Annotated in this window: 17 protein-coding genes; 7 read left to right on the top strand and 10 right to left on the bottom strand. The window is 72.4% G+C overall.

Annotated features, from left to right (window positions below; genetic code table 11):
• Nucleotides 1–441: 441 nt before the first annotated feature.
• A complete protein-coding gene (locus tag ACFVUY_RS26415; RefSeq protein ID WP_387733857.1) occupies nucleotides 442–852 on the bottom strand; it encodes a VOC family protein in 411 nt (136 codons plus the stop codon).
• Nucleotides 853–1,191: 339 nt separating this feature from the next.
• Here ACFVUY_RS26415 and ACFVUY_RS26410 point away from each other — a divergent pair, with 339 nt between their 5' ends.
• From ACFVUY_RS26410 to ACFVUY_RS26395, 4 genes are all read left to right on the top strand, one after another.
• Nucleotides 1,192–2,175, top strand: coding sequence for an ABC transporter permease (locus ACFVUY_RS26410; protein WP_387692122.1), 984 nt, complete (start codon nucleotides 1,192–1,194; stop codon nucleotides 2,173–2,175).
• 13 nt (nucleotides 2,176–2,188) lie between these two features.
• A complete protein-coding gene (locus ACFVUY_RS26405; protein ID WP_387733854.1) occupies nucleotides 2,189–3,238 on the top strand; it encodes an ABC transporter permease in 1,050 nt (349 codons plus the stop codon).
• Nucleotides 3,235–5,463, top strand: a complete 2,229-nt coding sequence (locus ACFVUY_RS26400; protein WP_387733852.1) for a dipeptide ABC transporter ATP-binding protein — start codon at nucleotides 3,235–3,237, stop codon at nucleotides 5,461–5,463. Before ACFVUY_RS26405 ends, ACFVUY_RS26400 begins: the two co-directional genes overlap by 4 nt.
• A 69-nt stretch (nucleotides 5,464–5,532) precedes the next feature.
• On the top strand, nucleotides 5,533–7,230 hold the full coding sequence (locus tag ACFVUY_RS26395) for an ABC transporter family substrate-binding protein (protein WP_387733850.1): 1,698 nt from the start codon (nucleotides 5,533–5,535) through the stop codon (nucleotides 7,228–7,230).
• A gap of 17 nt (nucleotides 7,231–7,247) precedes the next feature.
• On the opposite strand, the gene ACFVUY_RS26390 is transcribed toward ACFVUY_RS26395, so the two are convergent.
• From ACFVUY_RS26390 to ACFVUY_RS26365, 6 genes are all read right to left on the bottom strand, one after another.
• Nucleotides 7,248–8,288 carry a hypothetical protein gene (locus ACFVUY_RS26390; RefSeq protein WP_387733848.1) on the bottom strand — a complete coding sequence of 347 codons (1,041 nt, stop codon included), beginning with the start codon at nucleotides 8,286–8,288 and terminating at the stop codon, nucleotides 7,248–7,250.
• 160 nt (nucleotides 8,289–8,448) lie between these two features.
• Nucleotides 8,449–9,651, bottom strand: a complete 1,203-nt coding sequence (locus tag ACFVUY_RS26385; RefSeq protein ID WP_387733846.1) for a hypothetical protein — start codon at nucleotides 9,649–9,651, stop codon at nucleotides 8,449–8,451.
• A complete protein-coding gene (locus ACFVUY_RS26380; protein WP_387733844.1) occupies nucleotides 9,648–10,802 on the bottom strand; it encodes a serine/threonine-protein kinase in 1,155 nt (384 codons plus the stop codon). The genes ACFVUY_RS26385 and ACFVUY_RS26380 overlap by 4 nt, the downstream gene beginning before the upstream one ends.
• A 16-nt stretch (nucleotides 10,803–10,818) precedes the next feature.
• Nucleotides 10,819–11,760 (bottom strand): trypsin-like peptidase domain-containing protein, encoded by a 942-nt coding sequence (locus ACFVUY_RS26375; RefSeq protein WP_387733840.1) that lies wholly within the window; start codon nucleotides 11,758–11,760, stop codon nucleotides 10,819–10,821.
• A 9-nt stretch (nucleotides 11,761–11,769) separates the two neighbouring features.
• Entirely contained in the window at nucleotides 11,770–12,237 is a 468-nt protein-coding gene (locus ACFVUY_RS26370; protein WP_387733837.1) for a hypothetical protein, read from the bottom strand.
• Between the two features lie 384 nt (nucleotides 12,238–12,621).
• On the bottom strand, nucleotides 12,622–13,251 hold the full coding sequence (locus ACFVUY_RS26365; RefSeq protein ID WP_387733835.1) for a hypothetical protein: 630 nt from the start codon (nucleotides 13,249–13,251) through the stop codon (nucleotides 12,622–12,624).
• Between the two features lie 1,521 nt (nucleotides 13,252–14,772).
• Between ACFVUY_RS26365 and ACFVUY_RS26360 the strand changes: the two genes are divergently transcribed.
• Together ACFVUY_RS26360 and ACFVUY_RS26355 are read left to right on the top strand one after the other, a co-directional pair.
• Nucleotides 14,773–15,021, top strand: coding sequence for a hypothetical protein (locus ACFVUY_RS26360; RefSeq protein WP_387733832.1), 249 nt, complete (start codon nucleotides 14,773–14,775; stop codon nucleotides 15,019–15,021).
• A 146-nt stretch (nucleotides 15,022–15,167) separates the two neighbouring features.
• Nucleotides 15,168–16,301 (top strand): hypothetical protein, encoded by a 1,134-nt coding sequence (locus ACFVUY_RS26355; protein WP_387733829.1) that lies wholly within the window; start codon nucleotides 15,168–15,170, stop codon nucleotides 16,299–16,301.
• On the opposite strand, the gene ACFVUY_RS26350 is transcribed toward ACFVUY_RS26355, so the two are convergent.
• Together ACFVUY_RS26350 and ACFVUY_RS26345 are read right to left on the bottom strand one after the other, a co-directional pair.
• Nucleotides 16,291–17,088 (bottom strand): N-acetyltransferase, encoded by a 798-nt coding sequence (locus ACFVUY_RS26350; RefSeq protein WP_387733826.1) that lies wholly within the window; start codon nucleotides 17,086–17,088, stop codon nucleotides 16,291–16,293. The genes ACFVUY_RS26355 and ACFVUY_RS26350 overlap by 11 nt on opposite strands.
• A 97-nt stretch (nucleotides 17,089–17,185) precedes the next feature.
• Complete coding sequence (locus tag ACFVUY_RS26345) at nucleotides 17,186–18,031, bottom strand: class I SAM-dependent methyltransferase (RefSeq protein WP_387733823.1); 846 nt, start codon at nucleotides 18,029–18,031, stop codon at nucleotides 17,186–17,188.
• Nucleotides 18,032–18,272: 241 nt separating this feature from the next.
• On the opposite strand from ACFVUY_RS26345, the gene ACFVUY_RS26340 reads away from it, so the two are divergent.
• A complete protein-coding gene (locus tag ACFVUY_RS26340) occupies nucleotides 18,273–19,760 on the top strand; it encodes a N,N-dimethylformamidase beta subunit family domain-containing protein (protein ID WP_387733821.1) in 1,488 nt (495 codons plus the stop codon).
• Here ACFVUY_RS26340 and ACFVUY_RS26335 read toward each other — a convergent pair.
• A complete protein-coding gene (locus ACFVUY_RS26335; RefSeq protein WP_387733819.1) occupies nucleotides 19,711–20,460 on the bottom strand; it encodes an HAD family hydrolase in 750 nt (249 codons plus the stop codon). The genes ACFVUY_RS26340 and ACFVUY_RS26335 overlap by 50 nt on opposite strands.
• Nucleotides 20,461–20,468 lie beyond the last annotated feature (8 nt).

Below are 20,468 nucleotides of genomic sequence, written 5' to 3'. Positions count from 1 at the left end.
GCCTGTTCCGTCTGCCGGGGGCGTGGTAGAGCGGGGGGAGCCAGGGCGGGCGGGGGGGGGGGGGGGGCGCGCCGGGGGGGCGCGGGGGGGGGGGGGGGGGGCCCCCGGCCCCCGCGCCTCGCGTGGGCGGCTGTTGAGTTCGGCGGCGACCTCGTCCAGCTCCTCGCGGGTGTGCCGGGACAGGTCGCGCGGCGCGCCCGAGGTCGTTGCGGTCCCGAGCCCCTGGCTGAGCGGTCCCGGTCATCAAAGGATCAGCAGCCAACTTCACCAAAGCCGCGTCAGGCCCTCTCTTTCGGATCACGTCGGACCAGTGGGCGTCGTTGGAGTGCGTGCATCGGCGGTGCGGAGGAGGGAGTCCATGCGGAGCATCGGCGACCGACGACAAGCCGGCGAGGTGCGTGCTCCGGCGGCGACCGCCTGGCGTGATCCGAAAGAGAGGGCCTAGTCGTGCTTGGGCCAGATCGGGCCCTGGTCGGTCCAGATGACGCCCTTGTTGCGGCACAGGCAGAAGGGGTGGCCGATCGGGTCGGTGTAGACCTGCCAGCCGTAGCCGTTGGGGCCGATGAAGTCCTGCCTCAGCGTCGCGCCGAGGTCGAGGACGCGGCGCTGCTCGGACTCGATCTCGTCCACTTCGAAGTCGAGGTGGAACTGCTTGGGGTGCTCGCTGTCGGGCCACTGCGGAGCGCGGTAGTCCTCCACCCGGATGAATGCCAGCTCGATCTCGCCGAACTGGATGCCGGCCCAGTCCTCGGAGCTGCCTTCCTTGATCGGACGGCCCGTCACCTCGGAGTAGAAAGCCGCCAGCTTCATCGTGTCCGGGCAGTCGATAATGAAATCGGTGAGTCGCAGCATCCCGTGATCTTGCCACAGGCTCACACCCCACTTCGCGACAGGCCCTGAGCAGCTCCGCCGAGGTGCGGGAACAGAGAGTTCCTCGGCAGCCGCTGCGGCCTCTCCCACCTGCGAATTCGACGAAATGTGACGCGAACACCTCCGCGTGCTGCGGGGGCGTTTCGTCTTCGTGTCCACATGCCCTGATCCCTGGTGCCACCTGTCGCTCGCACACAGACTGGCTTCTGCACGGTCGTGCAGCCACCCCTTGGATCGAGGAAGTTCCATCCGCATGCCCAGTTCCCCCAGACCCGGCGCTCCCCAGCCGCACCCGCCGCATCCGGTGGGGAGGTGCCGTCCGTGCTCCGGTATGTGACACGCAGGGCGGCGGGCTGGCTCCTGGTGATCGCCGTGGCCACCAACGCCACCTATTTCCTGGCCAGTTGGTTCCTCGACCCGCGCTCGAACTTCAAGGAGCTGCGCCCGGTCCGCACCGAGGAGCAGATCTCCCGGGCCCTGGCCCCCTACAACCTCGACCCGCACGAGCCGCTGCTCCACCGCTGGTGGGACTGGCTGACCGGGGTGGTCCTGCGCTTCGACTGGGGCCGCTCCCCCGTCGGGGTCCGGGTGAACGGGGAGATCGGCTACCGCTCCCTGGTCAGCGCCGAACTGGTGATCGGCGCGACGGTCCTGTCCGTCGTCGTCGGCGTCGCGCTCGCGGTCCACACCGCCTCGCGCCAGTACGGCTGGCGGGACCGGGCCGCCCAGGCCCTGTCCATGGCGCTCTTCAACGTCCCGGTGTCCATCGCCGCCCTCGCCCTGGTGCTGCTGGCCATCCGGCTGAACGAACAGGCGGGCTGGCACTTCCTGTACGTCGCGGGAGAGAACTCGCCCGACGTGGAAGGGTTCTGGGCGACGATCGGCGACCGGCTGCTGCACCTGATCCTGCCGACGCTGACGCTCACCCTGACGGGGTACGTGGGCTACCACCTCACCCAGCGCTCCCTGCTGCTGGACGTCATCGGCTCCGACTTCGTGCGCACCGCCCGGGCCACCGGGCTCACCCGCGCCCAGGCGATCCGCCGGCACGCCCTGCGCACCGCCCTGATCCCCACCGCCCAGTCCGTGGCCTTCAGCATCCCGGCCGTCTTCACCGGCGCGGTCCTCACGGAGACGATCTTCGGCTGGAACGGCATGGGCCAGTACTTCATCCAGACCATCAGCAAGAACGACGTGCACGGCACCGTGGCGACCGCCGCCTTCGCCGCCGCCCTGACCGCGGTCGGCGCGATCCTCGCGGACATCACCACCGTTCTTCTCGACCCGAGAGTGCGGGTGAGCTGAGATGAGTACCCCTGTGACCCCTGTGAGTCCCGACGCGACCGCCGAAGGCGTCCCGGCCACCGCACCCGGGCCGGCCGCCGGTCCGCTGCTCACCGAGCAGGACGGGCGGGACGTGCACGACGGACGGGACGGACACGACGGGCGAGGCGTGCACGACGGGCACGACCGGCACGACCGGCACGACCGGCACGACGGTCGCTACCTGGGCCGGCGCCGCCTCTACCTGCGGCGCTTCCTGCGCAACCGGACCGCCGTCGCCGGCGTGGTGATCTTCCTGCTGCTCGTGCTGTTCAGCGCGCTCGGCGACCTGTTCACCCCGTACGGCTACGCGGACACCGACTTCTCCGCCCTGACCCAGTCCCCCGGCGCCGAGCACTGGTTCGGCACCAACCAGGGCGGCAACGACGTCTACGCCGCCGCCGTGCACGGCCTCCAGCGCTCACTGGTGATCGCGGTGACCGTCTCCCTGCTGACCGTCGCCATCGCCGCGGTCGTCGGCGCGGGCGCCGCCTACTTCGGGGGCCGGGTGGAGAAGGCCACCCTCGCCCTCATCCACTTCCTGCTGATCGTGCCCTCCTTCCTGATCCTCGCCCTGGTCTCGCACCGGCTGGCGGGCGACTGGCGGGTCCTCGTCCTCGTCCTGACGGTGTTCGGCTGGATGTCCACCGCCCGCGTGGTCTGGTCGGTGTCGACGTCCCTGCGCGAGCGCGACTACGTGCGCGCCGCGGAGTTCATGGGCGTGCGCCCCCTGCGCATCGTGGTGCGCCACATCATCCCCAACCTGGGCTCCCTGCTCATCGTCAACCTCACCCTGGGCGTGGTCTCCACCGTGCTAAGCGAGACCGCCCTGTCCTTCCTCGGCTTCGGCGTCCAGACCCCCGACGTGTCGCTGGGCACGATGCTCGCCGACGGCGCGGGCACCATCACCAGCGCCCCCTGGCTCTTCGCCTTCCCCGCCGGGCTGACCGTACTGCTCACCGTCTCGATGACCTTCGTCGGCGACGGCCTGCGCGACGCCCTCGACCCCACGTCCACCACCGGCGCGGCCGGAGGCCGACGATGACCCTCGCACCCGCCCACCGCACCGCGCCCACGGCCGGGCCCACCGGGTCCGTCGAGCCCGTCGGCCCCGCACCTGTCCTGTCCGTCCGTGACCTGCGCGTCTCCTTCCCCTCCGAGGCCGGACCGGTGGAGGCCGTGCGCGGCGTCGACTTCGACCTCCTGCCCGGGCGCACCCTGGGCATCGTCGGCGAGTCCGGCTCCGGCAAGTCCGCCACCGCCCTCGCCGTCATGGGCCTCCTGCCGCCCACCGCGCGGCTCGGCGGCCGAATCCTGCTGGGCGGCCGCGACCTGGCGGCCATGGACGACAAGGAGCTCTCCCGGGTGCGCGGCAAGGACATCGGCATGGTCTTCCAGGACCCGATGTCCGCGCTCACACCCATCTTCAGCGTCGGCCGCCTGCTCTCCGAGGCCCTGCGCGTGCACCGGGAGCTGTCCAGGAAGGACGCCTGGGAGCAGGCGGTGGAACTGCTCGACCTGGTCGGCATCCCCGACCCGCGCGAACGCGCCAAGGCGTTCCCGCACGAGTTCTCCGGCGGCATGCGCCAACGCGTCGTCATCGCGCTGGCCATCGCCAACAAGCCCTCGGTACTCGTCGCCGACGAGCCCACCACCGCGCTCGACGTCACCGTCCAGGCCCAGATCCTCGACGTGCTGCGCCTGGCCCAGCGCGAGACCGGCGCCGGTCTCGTCCTGATCACCCACGACCTGGGCGTGGTGGCCGGCCACGCCGACGACGTCGCCGTCATGTACGCCGGACGGATCGTCGAGCACGCGAGCGTCGACGAGCTCTTCCGCCGTCCGACGATGCCCTACACCGCCCGCCTGCTGGCCAGCATTCCGACCGTGGACGGCGGCGTCCAACGGCCCCTGCTCCCGGTCGGCGGAGAACCGCCGTCCCTGGTCGGCCTGCCCGGCGGCTGCCCCTTCGCGCCCCGCTGCGCGGTGGCCCGGGACGTGTGCCGGACCACCGAACCGGACCTGACCGCAACGGTCCTGACCACGCCGGACCTGGCCACGCCGGGCTCGACCACGCCGGACCTGACCGCACCGGGCTCGACCACGCCGGACCTGACCGCACCGGGCTCGACCGCACCGGGCTCGACCACGCCGGCCGGGCAGCCCGGGCGCGCCGCCTGCCACCGCGCGCAGGAGATCGCCGACGGAAGCCTCGACCCGGTCGGGGCGGCCGCCCCCGTGCCACCGGCCGCGTCCGCGGAACGGACCGCCGGCGACGTGGTCCTGCGCGTCGAGGACCTGGTCAAGACCTTCCCCGTCACCAAGGGGGCCCTGCTCAAGCGCCGGGTGGGGACCCTGCACGCGGTCAACCACGTCAGCTTCGAACTGCGCGCGGGCGAAACCCTGGGCCTGGTCGGGGAGTCCGGCAGCGGCAAGACCACCACGCTGCGCGAGGTGCTGCGGCTGCGCGCCCCCGAGGGCGGACGCATCGAGGTGGCCGGAACCGACGTCGCCACGCTGCGGTCGGCCGCCCAGGTGCGCGAGCTGCGGCGCGAGGTCCAGATCGTCCTCCAGGATCCGACGGACGCCCTGGACCCCCGGCTGACCGTCTTCGACCTGCTGGCCGAACCGCTCCAGGCCGCCGGCGCCGACCGAACGACCATCCGCTCCCGGGTCCCCCGGCTCCTCGACCTGGTGGGCCTGGACCGCGCCATGGGCGACCGCTTCCCCGCCGCCCTGTCCGGCGGCCAGCGCCAGCGCGTCGGCATCGCCCGCGCCCTGGCCCGCGAGCCGAGGCTGCTGGTCCTGGACGAGCCGCTGTCCGCCCTGGACGTCTCCGTGCAGGCCGAGATCATCAACCTGCTCGCCCGGCTGAAGCGCGAACTGGGCCTGGCCTACCTGGTGGTGGCGCACGACCTGGCCGTGGTGCGCTACTTCTCCGACCGCATCGCGGTGATGTACCTCGGACACATCGTCGAATCCGGCGCCACCGAGGAGATCTTCGCCCGGCCCCGGCACCCGTACACGAAGGCCCTGCTGTCGGCGATCCCGATTCCCGACCCGGAACGCGAGCGCCACCGCGAGCGCATCGTCCTCGCGGGCGAGCAGCCCAGCGCCGCCCGGCTGCCGCAGGGCTGCGTGTTCGTCGACCGCTGCCCGCTCCACCGGGCGGCCGACGAGAGCGTACGGACGCGCTGCCGCACCGAACGGCCGGCGACCGTCGGCACCCCGGACGGCTCCGACCACCAGTACGCCTGCCACGCGGTCTGACACCCGCGCCTTCTCCCCCTTTCCCTTCCCTCCCCTCCCCTTCTCACCGATTCCCACCAAGGACATCCCATGCGTCGCAAGCTCGCCCTGCCCCTCGCGCTCGCCGCGGCCGTCTCGGTCGCCGCCACCGCGTGCTCCTCCTCGTCCTCCTCCGGCGGCTCCCCCGGCGGCTCCCCCGGGCAGGACGCCAAGAACACCGCCCAGGTCGCGTCCTCCGTCACCGACTACAACCCCCAGCCGTACGAGAACATCAAGGACGGCGGCACCTACACCACCGCGGGAACCTTCGACGAGCAGGGCAACCCCTTCAACGTCAACGGCACCCTGAACGCGCTGCGGATCTGGTCCTGGTACAACGCCGACGCCATCACCTACTCGCCCACCGGCGAGGTCCAGTACAACCCGGACTACTACAGCGACGTGAAGGTCACCGTCGAGGGCGGCGACCAGAAGGTCGTCATCACCCTCAACCCCAAGGCCGTGTTCAACGACGGCACCCCGATCGACTGGCGGGCCATCGAGGCCACCTGGAAGGCCAACAACGGCTCGGACAAGGACTACGCGGCCGCCTCCACCGACGGCTACGACCGCATCACCTCCGTCACCCGGGGCGCGGACGACAAGCAGGCGGTCATCGCCTTCAAGGGCGTCAACGCCTCCTGGTCCGCGCTGTTCACCACCTTCCTGCACCCCCAGGCCGCCACCGTCGACAACTTCAACAAGGCGTACGTCAAGACGGCCCACCCCGAATGGGGCACCGGACCGTACACCGTGGGCACCTGGGACGAGCACTCCGGCAACATCACCTTCGTGCGCAACCCCACCTGGTGGGGCCGGACGGGCAAGCTCGACAAGCGCGTCTACGTCAACCTGGAGAGCGCCGCCTCGATCAACGCCTTCAAGAACGGCGAAATCGACTACGCCCCCGTCGGAACCGCCGAGAACCTCAAGCAGGTGAAGACGGTCAAGGACGCCGGGATCCGCAGCGGCGGCAGTCCCTTCGAGTACGCGCTGTACCTCAACACCAAGTCCCCGCTCCTCGGCGACGTCCAGGTCCGCAAGGCGGTGCAGGAGAGCATCGACCGCACGCAGATAGCGAAGATCCGCTTCCAGGGCCTCGACTACACCGAGCCGCTGCCCGGTTCGGCGGTGCTCTACAGCTTCCAGCAGGGCTACCAGGACAACGTCGCCGCCGTGCTGAAGTACGACCCGGAGGAGGCGCGGAAGACCCTGGACGCGGCCGGCTGGCAGCCCGGGGCCGACGGCATCCGCGCCAAGGACGGCAAGCAGCTCGAACTCGGCTACACCCTGCTCGGCGACGGCCCCATCGAGAAGGCCACCGCCGGAGCGTTCACCGCGATGCTCAAGGCCGTCGGCGTGAAGGTGGACGTCAACAAGGTCTCCGAGAACGACTTCTCCAAGGTGCTCAGCGACCGCCGCTTCGACCTGTTCATCTCCGGCAACCGCTCGACGGACCCCTTCGGCGCGCGGTACCTGTGCGACTTCTACTGCTCGGACCGCGACTCCAACATCACCGGCTCCGGCACCCCCGAGCTGGACAAGGAGATCCGCGCCACCGGAGAGATCGCCGACCTCGGCCAGCAGATCGCCGCCGTCAACAAGGTCGAGCAGAAGGCCCTCCAGCAGTACGCCCTCCTGCCGCTCTACAGCGGCCCCTCCACCTACGGCATCCGCAAGGGCCTCGCCAACGTCGGTGCCACCATCTTCTACAGCCCGCTGCCCGAGACCATCGGCTGGCAGAAGTAGCACCGGCGGTACAGACGTCAGAGGGCTGGTGGCCAGGGGCCGGCGAGCAGTCGTGCGGCCTCGGCGACGATCCTCGCGGCGATGGCGTCCTTCGTTTCAGCGACGGCGGGGCTCCAATCCTCGTACTGGACGCCCTCGCTGACGATCGGCTGCAGCGTGTCGGGGTGGCCGAGCGGTGACCACACCTCGTGGCCCAGGAGGTCGGCGCCGATGGCCGGGTGCATGCTGCCCTTCACGATCAGGGTGAGCCACCAGCGGGCGAGCTCCCAGCGGATCTCGCGTTCCTCCGTGGGGGCGTCCGCCAGCAGATCGAGCTCGTCCATCACCTGGTCGAAGAGCTGGGCCGCCTCCGGCTCCTCGGAACGCCCGAGCCCGGCGAGCAACCGCAGCGAGGGCGTGTCGACATCCAGAACGAGCGCGACCAGGCCGGCCTGGATCAGCTGATCCGCGCCGACGCGGCGTCCCAGGACGCGTTCGAGAGCCAGCATCCGCAGGTCGGTGAGCGCCTCCCGCGAGGTGCTGGCACAGGGGTCGTACGGCGTCGTGCAGAGGGCCGGACGCGGGGTGCCGTTGTTCTCCGCGAGGACGTAGGACCAGAAAGGGACAGTGGCGCGGGCGGAGTCCAACTGCCCGGGCAGGCCGGCGAACTCGTGGCGGAGGTAGTCGGTGAGATCGGCCCCGTAGAGGATGATGTCGGTCTGGTGGACCGACAGGACCGGGTGTCCGACCTGTCCGGGAATCCCCGGCAGGTAGCGGTGGCCGAAGACCGGGACGAGCTGGGGGACATCGGCCAGGAAGGACCGCGCGATCCCCACGGCGGCCTCGGCCTCCTGCGGCCGCTCGCCCCACGCCGGATGCCAGAAGCCGTTGTGACGGACGTCGAAGAGCGTGCCCTCGACCGGCCGGTCGAGGCGCTCCCGCAGCACGGCCGGATCGCCGTCGCGCCAGTCGGGCCACCCAGTCCCCAGCGGAAGCCCCGCCGCCAGGAAGACCCGGTGGTCGGCAGCGAACCGAAAGCCGAGCCGTGCCTCCACGGCGTCCAGCTCCCGCTCGCTCATGCCGGCGGAGATGTCGGCACCGTGCAGGCGGTGGAGAGCCTGTGCGGCTGCGGCCGTGAGAGGACTAGGCGGCTGAAGAGTCACCGACTCAGCTTAATCGGCTCGGCCCCTGGCCCCGCCTCCCACCTTCGCCCCGGTGTGCCCGCCCCGGCCGCACGGCTCAGCCGGGACCCTCGGAGTAGGGGCGGACGGATGCGTCGCCTTCCATGACGATGCCGTACACGTCGTCCGTGGTGAGCTTCTGCTGTGTCCGGTCTCCCTCGAAGAGCACGACACGGCGGCGGTACGGCATGCCACCGAATCGGTTGATGACTTCCTGGGCGATGTCGGGCAGCAGCTCGGCGGGCGCCGAGACGGCGCCGAGGGCGCCGTCGGCGGGTTTGCCGGTGTGCGGGTCGAGGATCAGGCTCCAGGCGCCGTTGGTGGCGAGGATCTGCAGGAGGTATGTGTAGGTGCTCCGTGGGGCGCCGTCCTGCGGGGCGGCCGGGGAGGGGCGCCGGTCTCCTTTGCGCACCACGGTGATCAGGTAGTCGGTGTCCCGCGCGGTGCCGGCCAGGACGTGCATGCGCGTGGAGCGTCCCCACGCGTCGGGGGCCAGTACGCCTTCGCGTTCCAGGTCGAGCAGCAGGGAGTGGGCGAGTCCGTCGCGGGTCGAGTCGTCGCTCATGGTGCCGGGGGCGGCCCTGCGGATGTGGAGGAGGGGCGCGTCGTCGGGGAGGAGGGGGAGGAACTTGGTCACCACGGCGAGGGTTTCGTCCGTCGTCGGGCGGATCGGGCCGTCCCGGACGACGATCACGCCTTCGATGCGGTCGGGGTCCGTCGGCGTCACGTCGTGGCGTCCGGTGGGGAGTACGGGCGTCGTCAGGGGCTTGGGTCCGCAGCCGGCGTTTGCGCAGTAGCCGCCCACCGGTTCCGCCGCGTCCACGGGGCCCGTGTACGAGGGCTGCTCTTTCCCCCTCAAGCAGTCCCTGCACAGCGTGTACCGGCAGCTCTGGCATTGCAGGCCGACCGGGTTCGTCAGATTCAGGCCCCCACCCTGGTCGACAATCGTGTGGGTCGAGTACCAGCGGCCGTGGCAGACCGAGCACTCCGTCGTGACGGGCGCCAGCAGTGCGCTCCCCCGTTGCACATCGGTCGGTGGTTCGGGGGACGTGAGCCGTGGCGTGCGGCCCTGGCAGAGGACCGTGAGGGCCACGAAGAGCGCGTCGGTGTTCTCCGGATCACGGCGCAGGTGGCGCAGGACCTCGTCCAGCGCGGTCCGGTGCCGTCCCTCCGTCAGCAGTCCTGCCACCGTGTTCCGCAGGTCCGTGAGGTGAGGCGCTCGTTGCCATTCCGACAGTTCGAATCGCCGCACGGCGATCACCGCCAATCCGTGAGTTCGGCCGCTTCGGCAAGCCGCCCGGCCCCGATCAGTGCATGCACGGCCGTCTGCCGTACGGTCGCGGCGAGCGCCGGGGGCAGTGGTGCGGCCAGCAGCCGGTTGAGCTGGTTGACGGCCTCGTCGAACCGGCCGAGCCGGACCAGCGCCTGGGCCAGCGCGAGCGCTCTGCGTTGCTGGTCGATCCGGGGCAGGGGGCTCCCCGGGGCATCGACCGGTGGGCTGTGGACCGCTCTGGCGAGCATCCTGGCGAGCATGGGGAACGACTGCGGACGCTCCGACATGTGCTGCTGCAGGCAGCTCGACAGGAGGATGCTGATGCCCTCGTCGGGCGGGGTGACGGGTACCTGGGTCAGCTGCGACTGCCCCCAGTAGTAGAGCTCTTCCTGCCGGTGTTCCGGGCCCGGGGAGGCGTAGTAGTCCAGCAGCTGCGCCTGCTGGGCGACCGGGTCGGGCGCCAGGGCGAAGGGGTAGGGGAGTTTGCCGGTGCACGCTTCGTAGAGGAGCACGCCGAAGGAGAAGATGTCGGCGCGGGTGTCGCTGGGTTCCCGGCGCAGCACCTCGGGCGCGGCGTACGCCCAGGTGCCGCCGCGCGCGCTCGCGAAGCGTCCGTCCTGAATGCGCACCCGCTGGGCCAGGCCGAAGTCGGCGACCTTGGCCCGACCGTTGTCATCGATGAGTACGTTCGAGGGTTTGAGGTCGAGGTGCGCGACCTCGACGACCTCGGACAGGTGGGCCATGCCGGCGCACACCTGCTGCAGGATTGCGGCGAGTCCGTTCCCGTGCCGCAGCCGGATCAGGTCGGTCAGGGTCGAGGGCGCGTAGTCGAGGAGGATGCCCGGCCGCCCGCGCACATCGATGACGTCGAGCATGGTGACGATGTGCGGGTGCGGTTCGAGTCCGAGCAGCATCGCGAGTTCGCCGTCGCCGACGAGTGTGCCGGACAGCGGGGTCTTGATCGCGCGGCGGCCTCCGAGTTCGAGGTCGTCGACGACGAGCACCCAGGCCTGTCCGCCGCGGCGGATCTCGGCCACCGACCAGCGGCCGGACAGCACCTCGCCGAGGGCGGCGGGCGCGCCCGCGGCCGGTGGTGGTTCGTGCGGTCCGTCGGCCGTCAGGTCGGTGCTGGTGTCCACCGTAGGGCTTTTCCTTTCACTCGGGTGTCTCCGGCGTCATGTCCGCGTTCGGGTCGAAGAGGTCGGGTACGGAGAACTCCACCAGCATCGTTCCGCTCGCGACGCTCAGCCGGTCCTTGTCCCCGACCGGGCAGGAGTCCCCCTTGGCGAGCCTCGTCCGGCGTGTGGCGCCGACCAGGAACGCGGGGTGCGAGCCCAGGTGGCGGTAGGTCAAGGTCGTGCCGATCAGGGCGAGATGGCCGTGGAAGCGGCTGTCGCGCCGGTCCGGCAGGTACACCCGGTTGTGGGCGTTGCGGCCGAGCGAGACGTTGAAGTCGTCGGTTGCCAGGATGAGTTCCTTCGTGCCGTCGCGCAGCCAGGACAACCGCAGGATGCCGCCGGTGAACCGATGGGCCGGCGCGGCGAGGCCCAGCCGCTCGGGGGCGAGCGCGACGAGCCGCTCGGCCGGGGCGAGCAGCACGGTGTCGCGGTTCCAGTTGCCCGCGTTGAGGCGCGCCGACACGATGCCGATGACGCTGCCCGTCCCGGTGAGCAGCACGGGTGCGCCGCTCATGCCCGGCTGGGCGTGTCGGCAGCTCACTTTCACCCATTCCCGGCCGTTCTGCGCCGTGGTGCCGACGTAGTGGCCGACGCCGGAGTCGTAGTCGCGGGACACGGTGAATCCGCGGAGGTGGACCGGGTCGCCGGGGGTGGCGCGCGTGTGCGAGGCGAGCGTCATCGGCTTCCAGTCGTCGGCTTCGCGTACCTGGATCAGTGCCACGTCGGTCGCGCTGTCCGAGGGCGGCGAGCAGTCGACGGGGAACGAGATTCCGGGCGCGGTGATCGGCTCGAAGGTCCATCGCGCGGTCGGGTGCGGCGCGAGGACATGCGCGGCGGTCGCGGCGAGCCCGTCGGCGGTGAGCACGAACGCGGTCCCGACGGGCTCGCCGTCGCGCACCAGCCTTCCGATGCTGTGCACGGCGACGCCTCAGTGCGGGAACAGCCGGTTGGCCAGTTCGAGCAGGGGATCCTTGCCGGACCGGCCTTCGGCCGACAGTTGTTCCGTGTCCGGCCCGCCGCCGGGGGTGCGGGTCGCCTGGACCGCCGCCGCCAGCCTGTGGCCGTTGAGGGCCGCTGTCGCGTTGGCGTCCGCGCGGGCCTCGGCCGCTTCGGAGCGGGCCGTCAGGTCCGCCACCCGCTGCCGCTGCATCGTCGTACCGAACAAGGCGCCGACGGCCGCGAACGCGACCGCCTCCACGGACCCGAGGACGACGAGCAGACGTGACCAGGTGACGTCGCTCGCTTCGGCGTTGAAGGCCAGCCAGGCGAGGAGCCCGAGCCACAGCGCGATGACGGTGACCGCGACGACGAGCGCGGTCCCGGCGAGCGACGCGCCCGCCGCCGCATCCCTCGCTCCCCCACCCGCCTCGTCACTCGTACTCCCGGTTCCAGGCACAAGCCCCTCCTCGCACGCCGCAGCAGCCGGACCCACCTCCGCACGAGGAAGTCGGCCGTACGACCCCTGGTCGCCCTGTTGTCCCCTGCGCCACCGGGCTCCGGACGCCCTGTTGCTGTCCGGTCGTCACCACGGTGTGCAAGTAGCCTGCCTTGCCCGAGCCCTTCGCGGAGCGGGAAGTCGGAAAGTCGGAAAGTCGGGCCATCCGGTTCGCGGGGACGGAGAAGCGGCCCCGAGCCACTTTCCATGTCCACCGCGGTCCGGACAGGGCCCATGCCCTGGCCTTCCGCCGGCGGGCTTCGGTCGAGGCCTCGTGAAGGTGTCCCCGCCCGCACAGCCGGCGCGAGCGGGTGCGGCGGCGGCGCTCCCGGGCGGGCGGTGCGGTCACCACTGGACGAGTACGGCCCCGGGTGAGCCGGCCGCGCCGTCCGTCCCGCTCATGCCGTTGGCGCCGGGGCCGCCGCCCTGCGGGCTGCCGCCGTTGACACCGGACGTACCGCCCTTGCCGCCGTCGCCGCCCGCTCCGCCGGTACCGCCCCTGCCGCCCGCACCGCCGGCACCGAACGCGTGGCCGCCGAAGGCGGTGGCCGCTCCGCCCTTGCCGCCCGCGCCGGGGAAGCCCCCTCGACTCCCCTTGCCGCCGGCCGTGCCGCCGGGGATGCCCTGAATGGGGCCCTGGCCGTTGTCGCCCGCCTGTCCGGTTTCAGCGGCGCCGCCATTGCCGCCGGCCGCCCCGAAGGTGGCCTGTGCCGCTTGCAGGAAGCAATAGGGCCCGTCGTCCGCGTCGGGAGGCGCCGGCCGCCCTGAGCCGCCCGCGCCTGCGCTGCCGCCGGGCCCGCCCGAGGCGAAGCCTTCGAGGAACCCTCCCGCTCCGTCACCGCCCGAGCCGCCCGAGCCTCGCCCGCCCGCGTGCGCACCGCTGCCGTCGGGCGCCCTCACGACCGGGGCGGTGAAGGAGGGGAACCTGGGAATGTCGATGTGCGCCAGGACGGTGGTCGCACTCAGGAACCCCACCCTGGGGAACTCCTCTCCGTTCGCACCACTGCCGCCGCTCGAGCCGTCGTCGTTGTTTCCGGGGCCGCCCGTGCCGCCCACCCCGCCCGCCCCACCGACGACAGAACTCTTGGACCTGATGCGGGATCGTCAGCTCCTTGGCGGTGGCGCCGCTCGTCGGGTTCGTCACCTGCAGCCGGCAGGTGACGAGGGAACCGGCCTGCCCGCCCTGGCCGCCTCCGCCACCTCCGCCGCCTCCGCCTCCCCCTCCACCGCCGCCGCCCGTTTCACTGCTACGGGCGTTCGCCCCTCCCCCGCCTCCACCACCGCCTCCGCCGCCACCGCCCGCCCCGCCGGATCCGCCCCCGCCCCAGGCCGTGATCGTCAGGGTCTCCACGCCGGCCGGGACGGTGAAGGACGAGTCACCCGGCGTGGTGAAGAGCTGGGATCCGCCCGCCGCCTCGGCCACGGGCCCGGGTGCGGCGAGTGCCCCGGGCGCTTGCGGTGCGGCCGATGCCGGCAGCAGGCCGCAGAGCGCGGTCCAGCCGACTGCCAGCACGCTCGCGACACCGATCGGATGCCGCCCCGCCCGACGGGGTGCTCCGGTCCCGGCCGCGGGAACGAGCTCATGGTTCCTCTCGCGCACTGTGCAGACCCTCTCTCGGGGAAGAGCTGTGAAGGAGTCGCGTGTGATGGTCCTCTTTCGGCGAGGCCGCTCGGGCCGTACGGCGAGAATTCCGCAGGCCTCCGACGCCGCGTCAGGCCGTAGCACCACCACCGCAGATCAAGCGTGCACAGAGCATTGCCCCGGAAGAAGTGGTGAACCGGGGGCCCCGCAGCACCGGGCGGCGTGAGCCGGGTCGGGCCGGCGCGAGCGACCCGGCGCACTCCGGCCACCGCGGCCCGGGTGAGCCGGCCGCGCCGGTGGCGCGGCCGGTCATCGAATCACCGAGAGCCGCGCCGAGCACTCCCGGCTGCCGTAGGAGACCGGCCGCAGCCGGCCGCCGGACCCTCGGAGGGTCCGACCCGCGCGGCGCCGGAGCCGTCCATGGTCGGGCGCCCGGGCCCTTCGCCCGGACCCGGACGCGCCGGTTCGGCTACCAGGGGCGGTTCGAGCACCGGGCAACAATGGGCACCCGATCGGACACGGGAGGTAAACATGCCCATGCTGCTCATCACCGGCTCGTACCCGATCCTCGGCGACCGGCCCGACGGCGACACGGTCCACAAGTGGACCGGAGGGCGAACCCACCGTGAGTGACACCGCCGACGAGCCCCCGGGCCGTCGGCGGCGCACCGTTGCCCCCGGACTCCGGAACGTCGCTCCCGCCAGGTTCACCGGTCTCGCGCGCGATGCGCCCGACATGGTTCGTGTGATCACTATTGGTCTACTCCAATCTGTCCTGAATACGTCGTCACAGCAGGCCCCGGGCTGCCGTTCACTGTTCCTCCCGAGCAGCCGGGTTCGCTGCCGCACGACCGGTCGACATGGGAGGCGGAATGCGAAGGGCCGTACGCTGTCTGACCGTTGGGGCTGCCGCCGTGATCGGAACCGGTGCGGTGGTGGCCGTGCACGTCGACGGGCGGACGCCGCTCGTGGCCGCCTTGTACCTGGACGGGCTCCTCGCGGTCGGCTGGCTGTCGCTCCTCGCCCTGGCCGTACCGCGGCGACGGCCCGCGGGCCCGTCGGTGGACGACGGCGACGGGCCGCCGCAGCAGGCCGACCTGCCCCACCGGACGGACGCCGAGCCTCGCGCGACCTCGCACTGGAGGGGTCGCCACGGGCCCTGACCCCGGCCCGGCACCGGCACCGCTCCCGGCCCCGACCCCGCGGAAACCGGCCGAGGTCGCGTCGCGGTCTTTCCGCCGTGGGCGGCTCCTGCCACCATGACGCGAGGACCCCGGAGCGAGGGAGAGCTGTGGTACCGACGGTGCGCGTGAGTTCGGCGGTCATGACCCACCCGGTACGCCTGGTTCAGGCCCGTGAGCTGGCCGAGCGGCTCGGGCTGGACGGCCTGGCGCTCGATCCGGAGCCGGACGGCCCGCCGTCGGCGCTCCGGACGGCCCTGGTCGCCTGGGCGGCGGCGGACTCCGGGGGGAGCCATCACCTCGTCGTCCAGGACGACGTCTCCGCCCCGGAGAACATGGTGGCGCTCGTCGGCCGCGCGGCCACCCGGTTCCCCGACGAGGCCCTGGTGTTCTACACCAACTGGCACGCGCGCAACGGCGGCGCCGCGCGGCTCGCCGCGCTCGCCGGCGCCTCCTGGGTGCGGGCGGTGCCGGACGAGTTCACGCCGTCCCTCGCCGTCTGTCTGCCGCTCGACACGGTGGAGGACTTCCGCCGGTTCGCCACTGGCAGCGCCGAGCGCCACGACGACGAGCTCTTCTCGGTCTTCTTCCGCGAGCGCGGCCGGATGAGTCTGATCGCCGTGCCCAACGTGGTGGAGCACATCGGCACCAGCAGCATCAACGGCCATGCCACCCAGGGGATCCGGCTCGCCGTCTGCCCCGTGGACGCCGCCGACGCCGCACCGCTGCTGGAGCGGGGCCGCGTCCTGGAGGAGCCGGGGTGGATCCCGTACATGCGGTACGGCGAGGGCTACGTTCGGCTGGTCGGCCAGGAGCACGGCCCGGACGGCGGACGGGGTCACCACCGCTGGCTCGACGCCCTGCCGGCGACCGGCATCCCGGAGCGGGCCGTGCGCGACGCGGTGGCGGCGGACATGCCCGAGGACCTGGCGGCGGAGGTGGCGCGGCGGTTCGGCCGGAGCTTCGCCGAGGAGCTGTGGATCCACTGCCTCCTGCTCGGCCGGCAGGCGGCCGAGGCCGCCCGCCGGCTGTCCGGCGACCCCGGCGACCCCGGACGTCCCAACGCCCCCAACGCCCCCGGCCACCCCGGCGACGTCCCGCCGGCCGCCCTCGCCCGGCTGCGGGAGGCGGCGGTGGCCACCGCCGGCCCCGCCGGTCTGCCGCCCGAGCGCCGCCCCGAGGCCGGTCCGGACGAGGTGCGGCTCATGTCCGCCTTCGCGTGGACGGCCGTCAGGGCCGGGGAGCGGCTGCCTACGGCGTGACCACCGGCATGACGTCCGACGAGTCCTCCGACAGGTCCTCGGCCGTGACCGGGTGGGTGATCCACACCCCGGGCTCCCAGTACGAGCCGAGGTCCCGCGCGCGCTCGATCCGCAGCGTGGAGAGGCCTCCCGGGAAGACGTAGTCGCCGTCCTCCGGGAAGGCGAGGCCGGTCCAGCGCTCCCATTCGGCCACCGTGCCGGTGATCCGCGACGACTGTTCCGAGGCTCCGGCGATCGTGCCGCCGGCGCCCACCTGGGTGCGGATCCACGGGTCGAGCGGGGCCCCGTCCGCGCGCCGCCAGCCCGCGTACCGTTCGATCGGCACCAGCGGGTACCGGTCCTTCCAGGTGGGCCGCACCGGTACCAGTACCGTCTCCAGGGCGGCCCGCCGCGCCACTTGGCGCATCGCGTCGAGGAGCACGGTGGAGAACCCCTTGCGCTGGTAGTCCTCCGCGACCTCGATGCCCAGCGCGCACAGGGCGCCGGCGGTCCGGCCCGCCGCGCGGTCCGCGAACGCCCGGGCGATGGAGTCGTCCAGGCCGGGGCCGAGGTCGGCGGCCGTGCCGTCCCAGGTGCGCGGCAGCGAGCGTCCGGCGCCGGCCACCACCTCGCGCACGTCGTCGTACAGGACGAACTGGTAGTCGGGGAACTCTTCGAACAGCCGGTTCCAGTAGGCGTCGTTGACGTCTCCGTGCAGGTTGTACTCGGGCACGATGCCGGCGAACCGTTCCGGCATGCGGTCCCACAGTTCGGGGCGCTCCGCGTGGGTCACCACGACCAGGGCCATCGGACCGTTCTCCTCTCCTCGTGAACCTACGGGCCTGCGGGACCTGCGGGACCTGCGGGCCCCGCCGGACCCGCCGGACCCGCCGGACCCGCCGGACCTACGCGGGGACTTCGACGTCCCAGACGATGACGATCGGCAGCCCGTCCCAGGCCGCCCGTGCCGCGTCCGCGATGAACTCCTCGTAACCGCCCGGCGCGAGGCGCCCGTTGAAGAGCGGTTCGTGGCAGGCCCGCACCCGCAGCCCCGCGCCGGTGAACGCCTCCAGGTACCGACCGGGGAGGTGGACGTGGTTGCGGACGAAGGCGAGCCGGTCGGAGCCGTGCACGAAGAGGCACTGCCCCTGCAGGGCGATGACGAAGGGGTGCAGGTCCGAGACGAGGATCCGCCCGCCCGGCCGGACCACCCGGGCCAGCTCGGACACTCCCGCCGCGAGGTCCGGCAGGTGGGTCATGGCCAGCGAGCAGACCGCGAGATCGACCGAGTCGTCGTCGAGCGGCAGCTTCTCCAGGTGCCCGAGCCGGTACTCGGCCTCAGGGGCGCGCTCGCGGGCTCTGGCCAGCATCTCGGGCGACTGGTCCACGCCGATGGTGCGGTGCCCGCGGGAGACGAGGGCACCGGTCTGGCGACCGGTGCCGCAGGCGGCGTCGAGGGCGGTGCCCGTGGGGAGGGTGTCGAGGATCCCGTGCAGCACGGGCTCCTCAACCTCGATGTACGAGCTGGGCAGCGAGTCGTACACCGCCGACCAGGAGGCGTAGCCCTCGGCGGCGTCGAGTTCGCTGACGTCGGCGCCGCCGTCCGGCAGCGGCGCGTCACCCGACGCGAAGCGCCGGATGTCCTCGACGCGTTCCCGCAGGAACGTCTCGTCCCCGTCCACGGCGTGGCGCAGGAGCGCCAGCCCCTCGATTCCCAGGACGAGTTCCCGTACCCGGAATTCACTGCTCATGAGAGCCCCTTGTCGATGACCGGAGGTGACGGATTTCGCGGTAGCCGGTCGGGTGCGGCTGGATTTCGCCCTACCCCGTTCGGCCGGAAGAACGCGGCCGGCCCGGTCCGCTGTCCGAAAGGCGGCTCCGAATTGACCGGTTCACGGGCCCGTTGCCCGGAATTCCCGCACCCCCTACCATGGCTTGCCGAATCGGCCGGAATACCCATTCGAGAGCCGGTCGTTCTGCTGGGGAGGCGGAATGATAGAGGGATATGTCGGGCGGGAAAGCGTCACCTCGGGGGGAGACTCGGGCGGTGACTCGGGCGGAGACTCGCAGGGAGGGCTGACGGTTCACGTCTCCACCGACGCCGCCCGGTTCCGGCTGAGGTTCTACCGGCTGGGCGCGGACCTGGACCTGGTGGCGGAGACCGGCTGGTACCCCGGTTCGCTCCACCTGCCGCCCCCGCACCCCGACGGCGTGCCCGGCCGGGCCTCGCCCGCCCACGGCTGGGGCTGGCCGCCGCTCGACCTGCCGGCGCCCGCCCACTGGACTCCGGGGATGTACCTGGTCGAGTTCGTCGAGGAGGGCGGCGACGGCCTGCCGCCGCTGGACGCGGGCAGCATCGAGGGCCCCGCCCGCGAGTTCTTCGTGGTGCGGCCCCGGCGGGCCGGCAGCCGGTCCCGCATCCTCTACAAGAAGTCGACCTTCACCCGGCACGCCTACAACCGCTCCGACCGGCCGGGCGAGGAACGCGCCGTCAGTCTCTACGACCACCCCGTGTACCTGGCGGACGCCGTTCCCCGCGGGCACAAGGTGAGCCTGCACCGGCCCGGCGGAGTCATCGACCTCGCCTACTGGGACGCCCCGTTCATCGCCTGGCTGGAGCGCAACGGCTACCCGGTCGAATTCTGCACGGATCTCGACCTCCACGAGGACCCGGAACTTCTCTCCTCGTACGATCTGCTGCTGAGCGTCGGCCATGACGAATACTGGAGCGAGGAGATGCGCGCCCACGCCGAGCGATTCGTCCACGACGGCGGGAACATCGCCTTCCTCAGCGCCAACACGTGCTGGTGGCGCATTCATCCGACCGACGGGAACACCGCGTTCGTCTCCGACACCGACCACCACGTGGGGGATGAGTATCCGCACCTGCCGGCGACCGACCAGTGGTGGCCGGCGCCGCCCCACGGCGCGGGCCGCCCCGAGAACTCCCTCACCGGGGTGAGTTTCCGCAACGGCGGGATGTGGCCGAGCACCGAGTGGCCCGGGGACCGCCCGCGCGAGGGGTACACCGTCCAGCACGCCGACCACTGGCTGTTCGCCGGCACCGGGCTGCGCGACGGGTCCGACGGCGGCGAGCCCGACCGGCTCGGCGCGGGCACCGCGCTGATCGGGTACGAGTGCGACGGCGCCGCCTACGCCCGGGACGCCCGGGGCGTGGCCCGGGCGACCGGCGAGGACGGCACTCCCGCCTCCTTCCTCATCCTCGGGATCCACGTCCTCGATCCGGTCCACGAGGACTTCCACGACTTCAAGTGGGGCCACTGGAACGGCCCGGTCCGGGAGCCGGGACTCACCAGCCCCCGGGCCGCGACCATGGGCGTGCACACCGCCGGCGGCACCGTGTTCACCGCGGGCACCACCGACTGGCCGGTGGTCTGCGGGAGGGAGCAGGACGCCGGTGTCGTGCGGGTCACCCGCAACCTGCTGGACCGGCTGCGGCACCGCGCGGCGCGTCCCTGAGCAGGTCCCGCAGTCCGCGGATCCGGGCCGCCCCGGCCGGCAGGGGCGGTGCGGCTCCGCGTACCGCCGGGTCCGGCCGGCACAGGTGGACGGGCCGCATCCCGGCGGCGAGCGGTCCGAGGACGTCGGGCGCCCACATGTCCCCGACGAACAGCACGTCCCCGGCCCGCAGCCCGCACCGCTCCAGCAGCGCCCGGTAGATCAGCGGGTGCGGCTTGCGCGCCCCCGCCCGGGCGGAGCCGACGACCACGTCGACCACCGCGCCGAGGCCGACCTCCTCGACGCAGTCCTCCAGGTTCCAGAACCAGTTGGAGCAGATGCCCACCAGCAGTCCCCGGTCGCGGAGCTCCCCGAGGACGGGGCGGGCGTCCTCGAAGAGCTCCAGCGTGACGGCCTTCATGGCCCGGTCGATCTCCTCGACCAGGTCGTCGAGTTCGCGCTCCGGCACCCCGCAGGCCCGGGCCCTGCGCAGAAGCCGGTCCAACTCCCAGCGGTGGTAGGCGGTTTCACCGACCGAGTGGGCCACGTGCTCCTCGCCCTCGCCGGGGCCCACCGCCCACTGGTCGCCCCAGCGGGCGCCCTGGGCGGCGAGGCCCCGGCGTTCGAAGATGCCGCGGTGGTCGGGCGGCAGTGGCTCGACCATCCGCACCAGCGTCCCGTAGAAGTCGAAGACGACGGCACGGACCTGCGGCGGCGACACGTTCGGCA

The sequence above is a fragment of the Kitasatospora sp. NPDC058063 genome (assembly GCF_042885395.1).
Classification (GTDB): Bacteria; Actinomycetota; Actinomycetes; order Streptomycetales; family Streptomycetaceae; genus Kitasatospora; species Kitasatospora lactacystinica.
This window is presented reverse-complemented; position numbering and strand designations above follow the sequence as displayed.

Excerpts from the sequence above, each read along its gene's own strand:
- ACFVUY_RS26390 (WP_387733848.1), bottom strand. The coding sequence starts at position 8,288 with ATGAGCGAGCGGGAGCTGGACGCCGTGGAGGCACGGCTCGGCTTTCGG.
- ACFVUY_RS26415 (WP_387733857.1), bottom strand. The coding sequence starts at position 852 with ATGCTGCGACTCACCGATTTCATTATCGACTGCCCGGACACGATGAAG.
- ACFVUY_RS26350 (WP_387733826.1), bottom strand. The coding sequence starts at position 17,088 with ATGGCCCTGGTCGTGGTGACCCACGCGGAGCGCCCCGAACTGTGGGAC.
- ACFVUY_RS26400 (WP_387733852.1), top strand. The coding sequence starts at position 3,235 with ATGACCCTCGCACCCGCCCACCGCACCGCGCCCACGGCCGGGCCCACC.
- ACFVUY_RS26345 (WP_387733823.1), bottom strand. The coding sequence starts at position 18,031 with ATGAGCAGTGAATTCCGGGTACGGGAACTCGTCCTGGGAATCGAGGGG.
- ACFVUY_RS26395 (WP_387733850.1), top strand. The coding sequence starts at position 5,533 with ATGCGTCGCAAGCTCGCCCTGCCCCTCGCGCTCGCCGCGGCCGTCTCG.
- ACFVUY_RS26340 (WP_387733821.1), top strand. The coding sequence starts at position 18,273 with ATGATAGAGGGATATGTCGGGCGGGAAAGCGTCACCTCGGGGGGAGAC.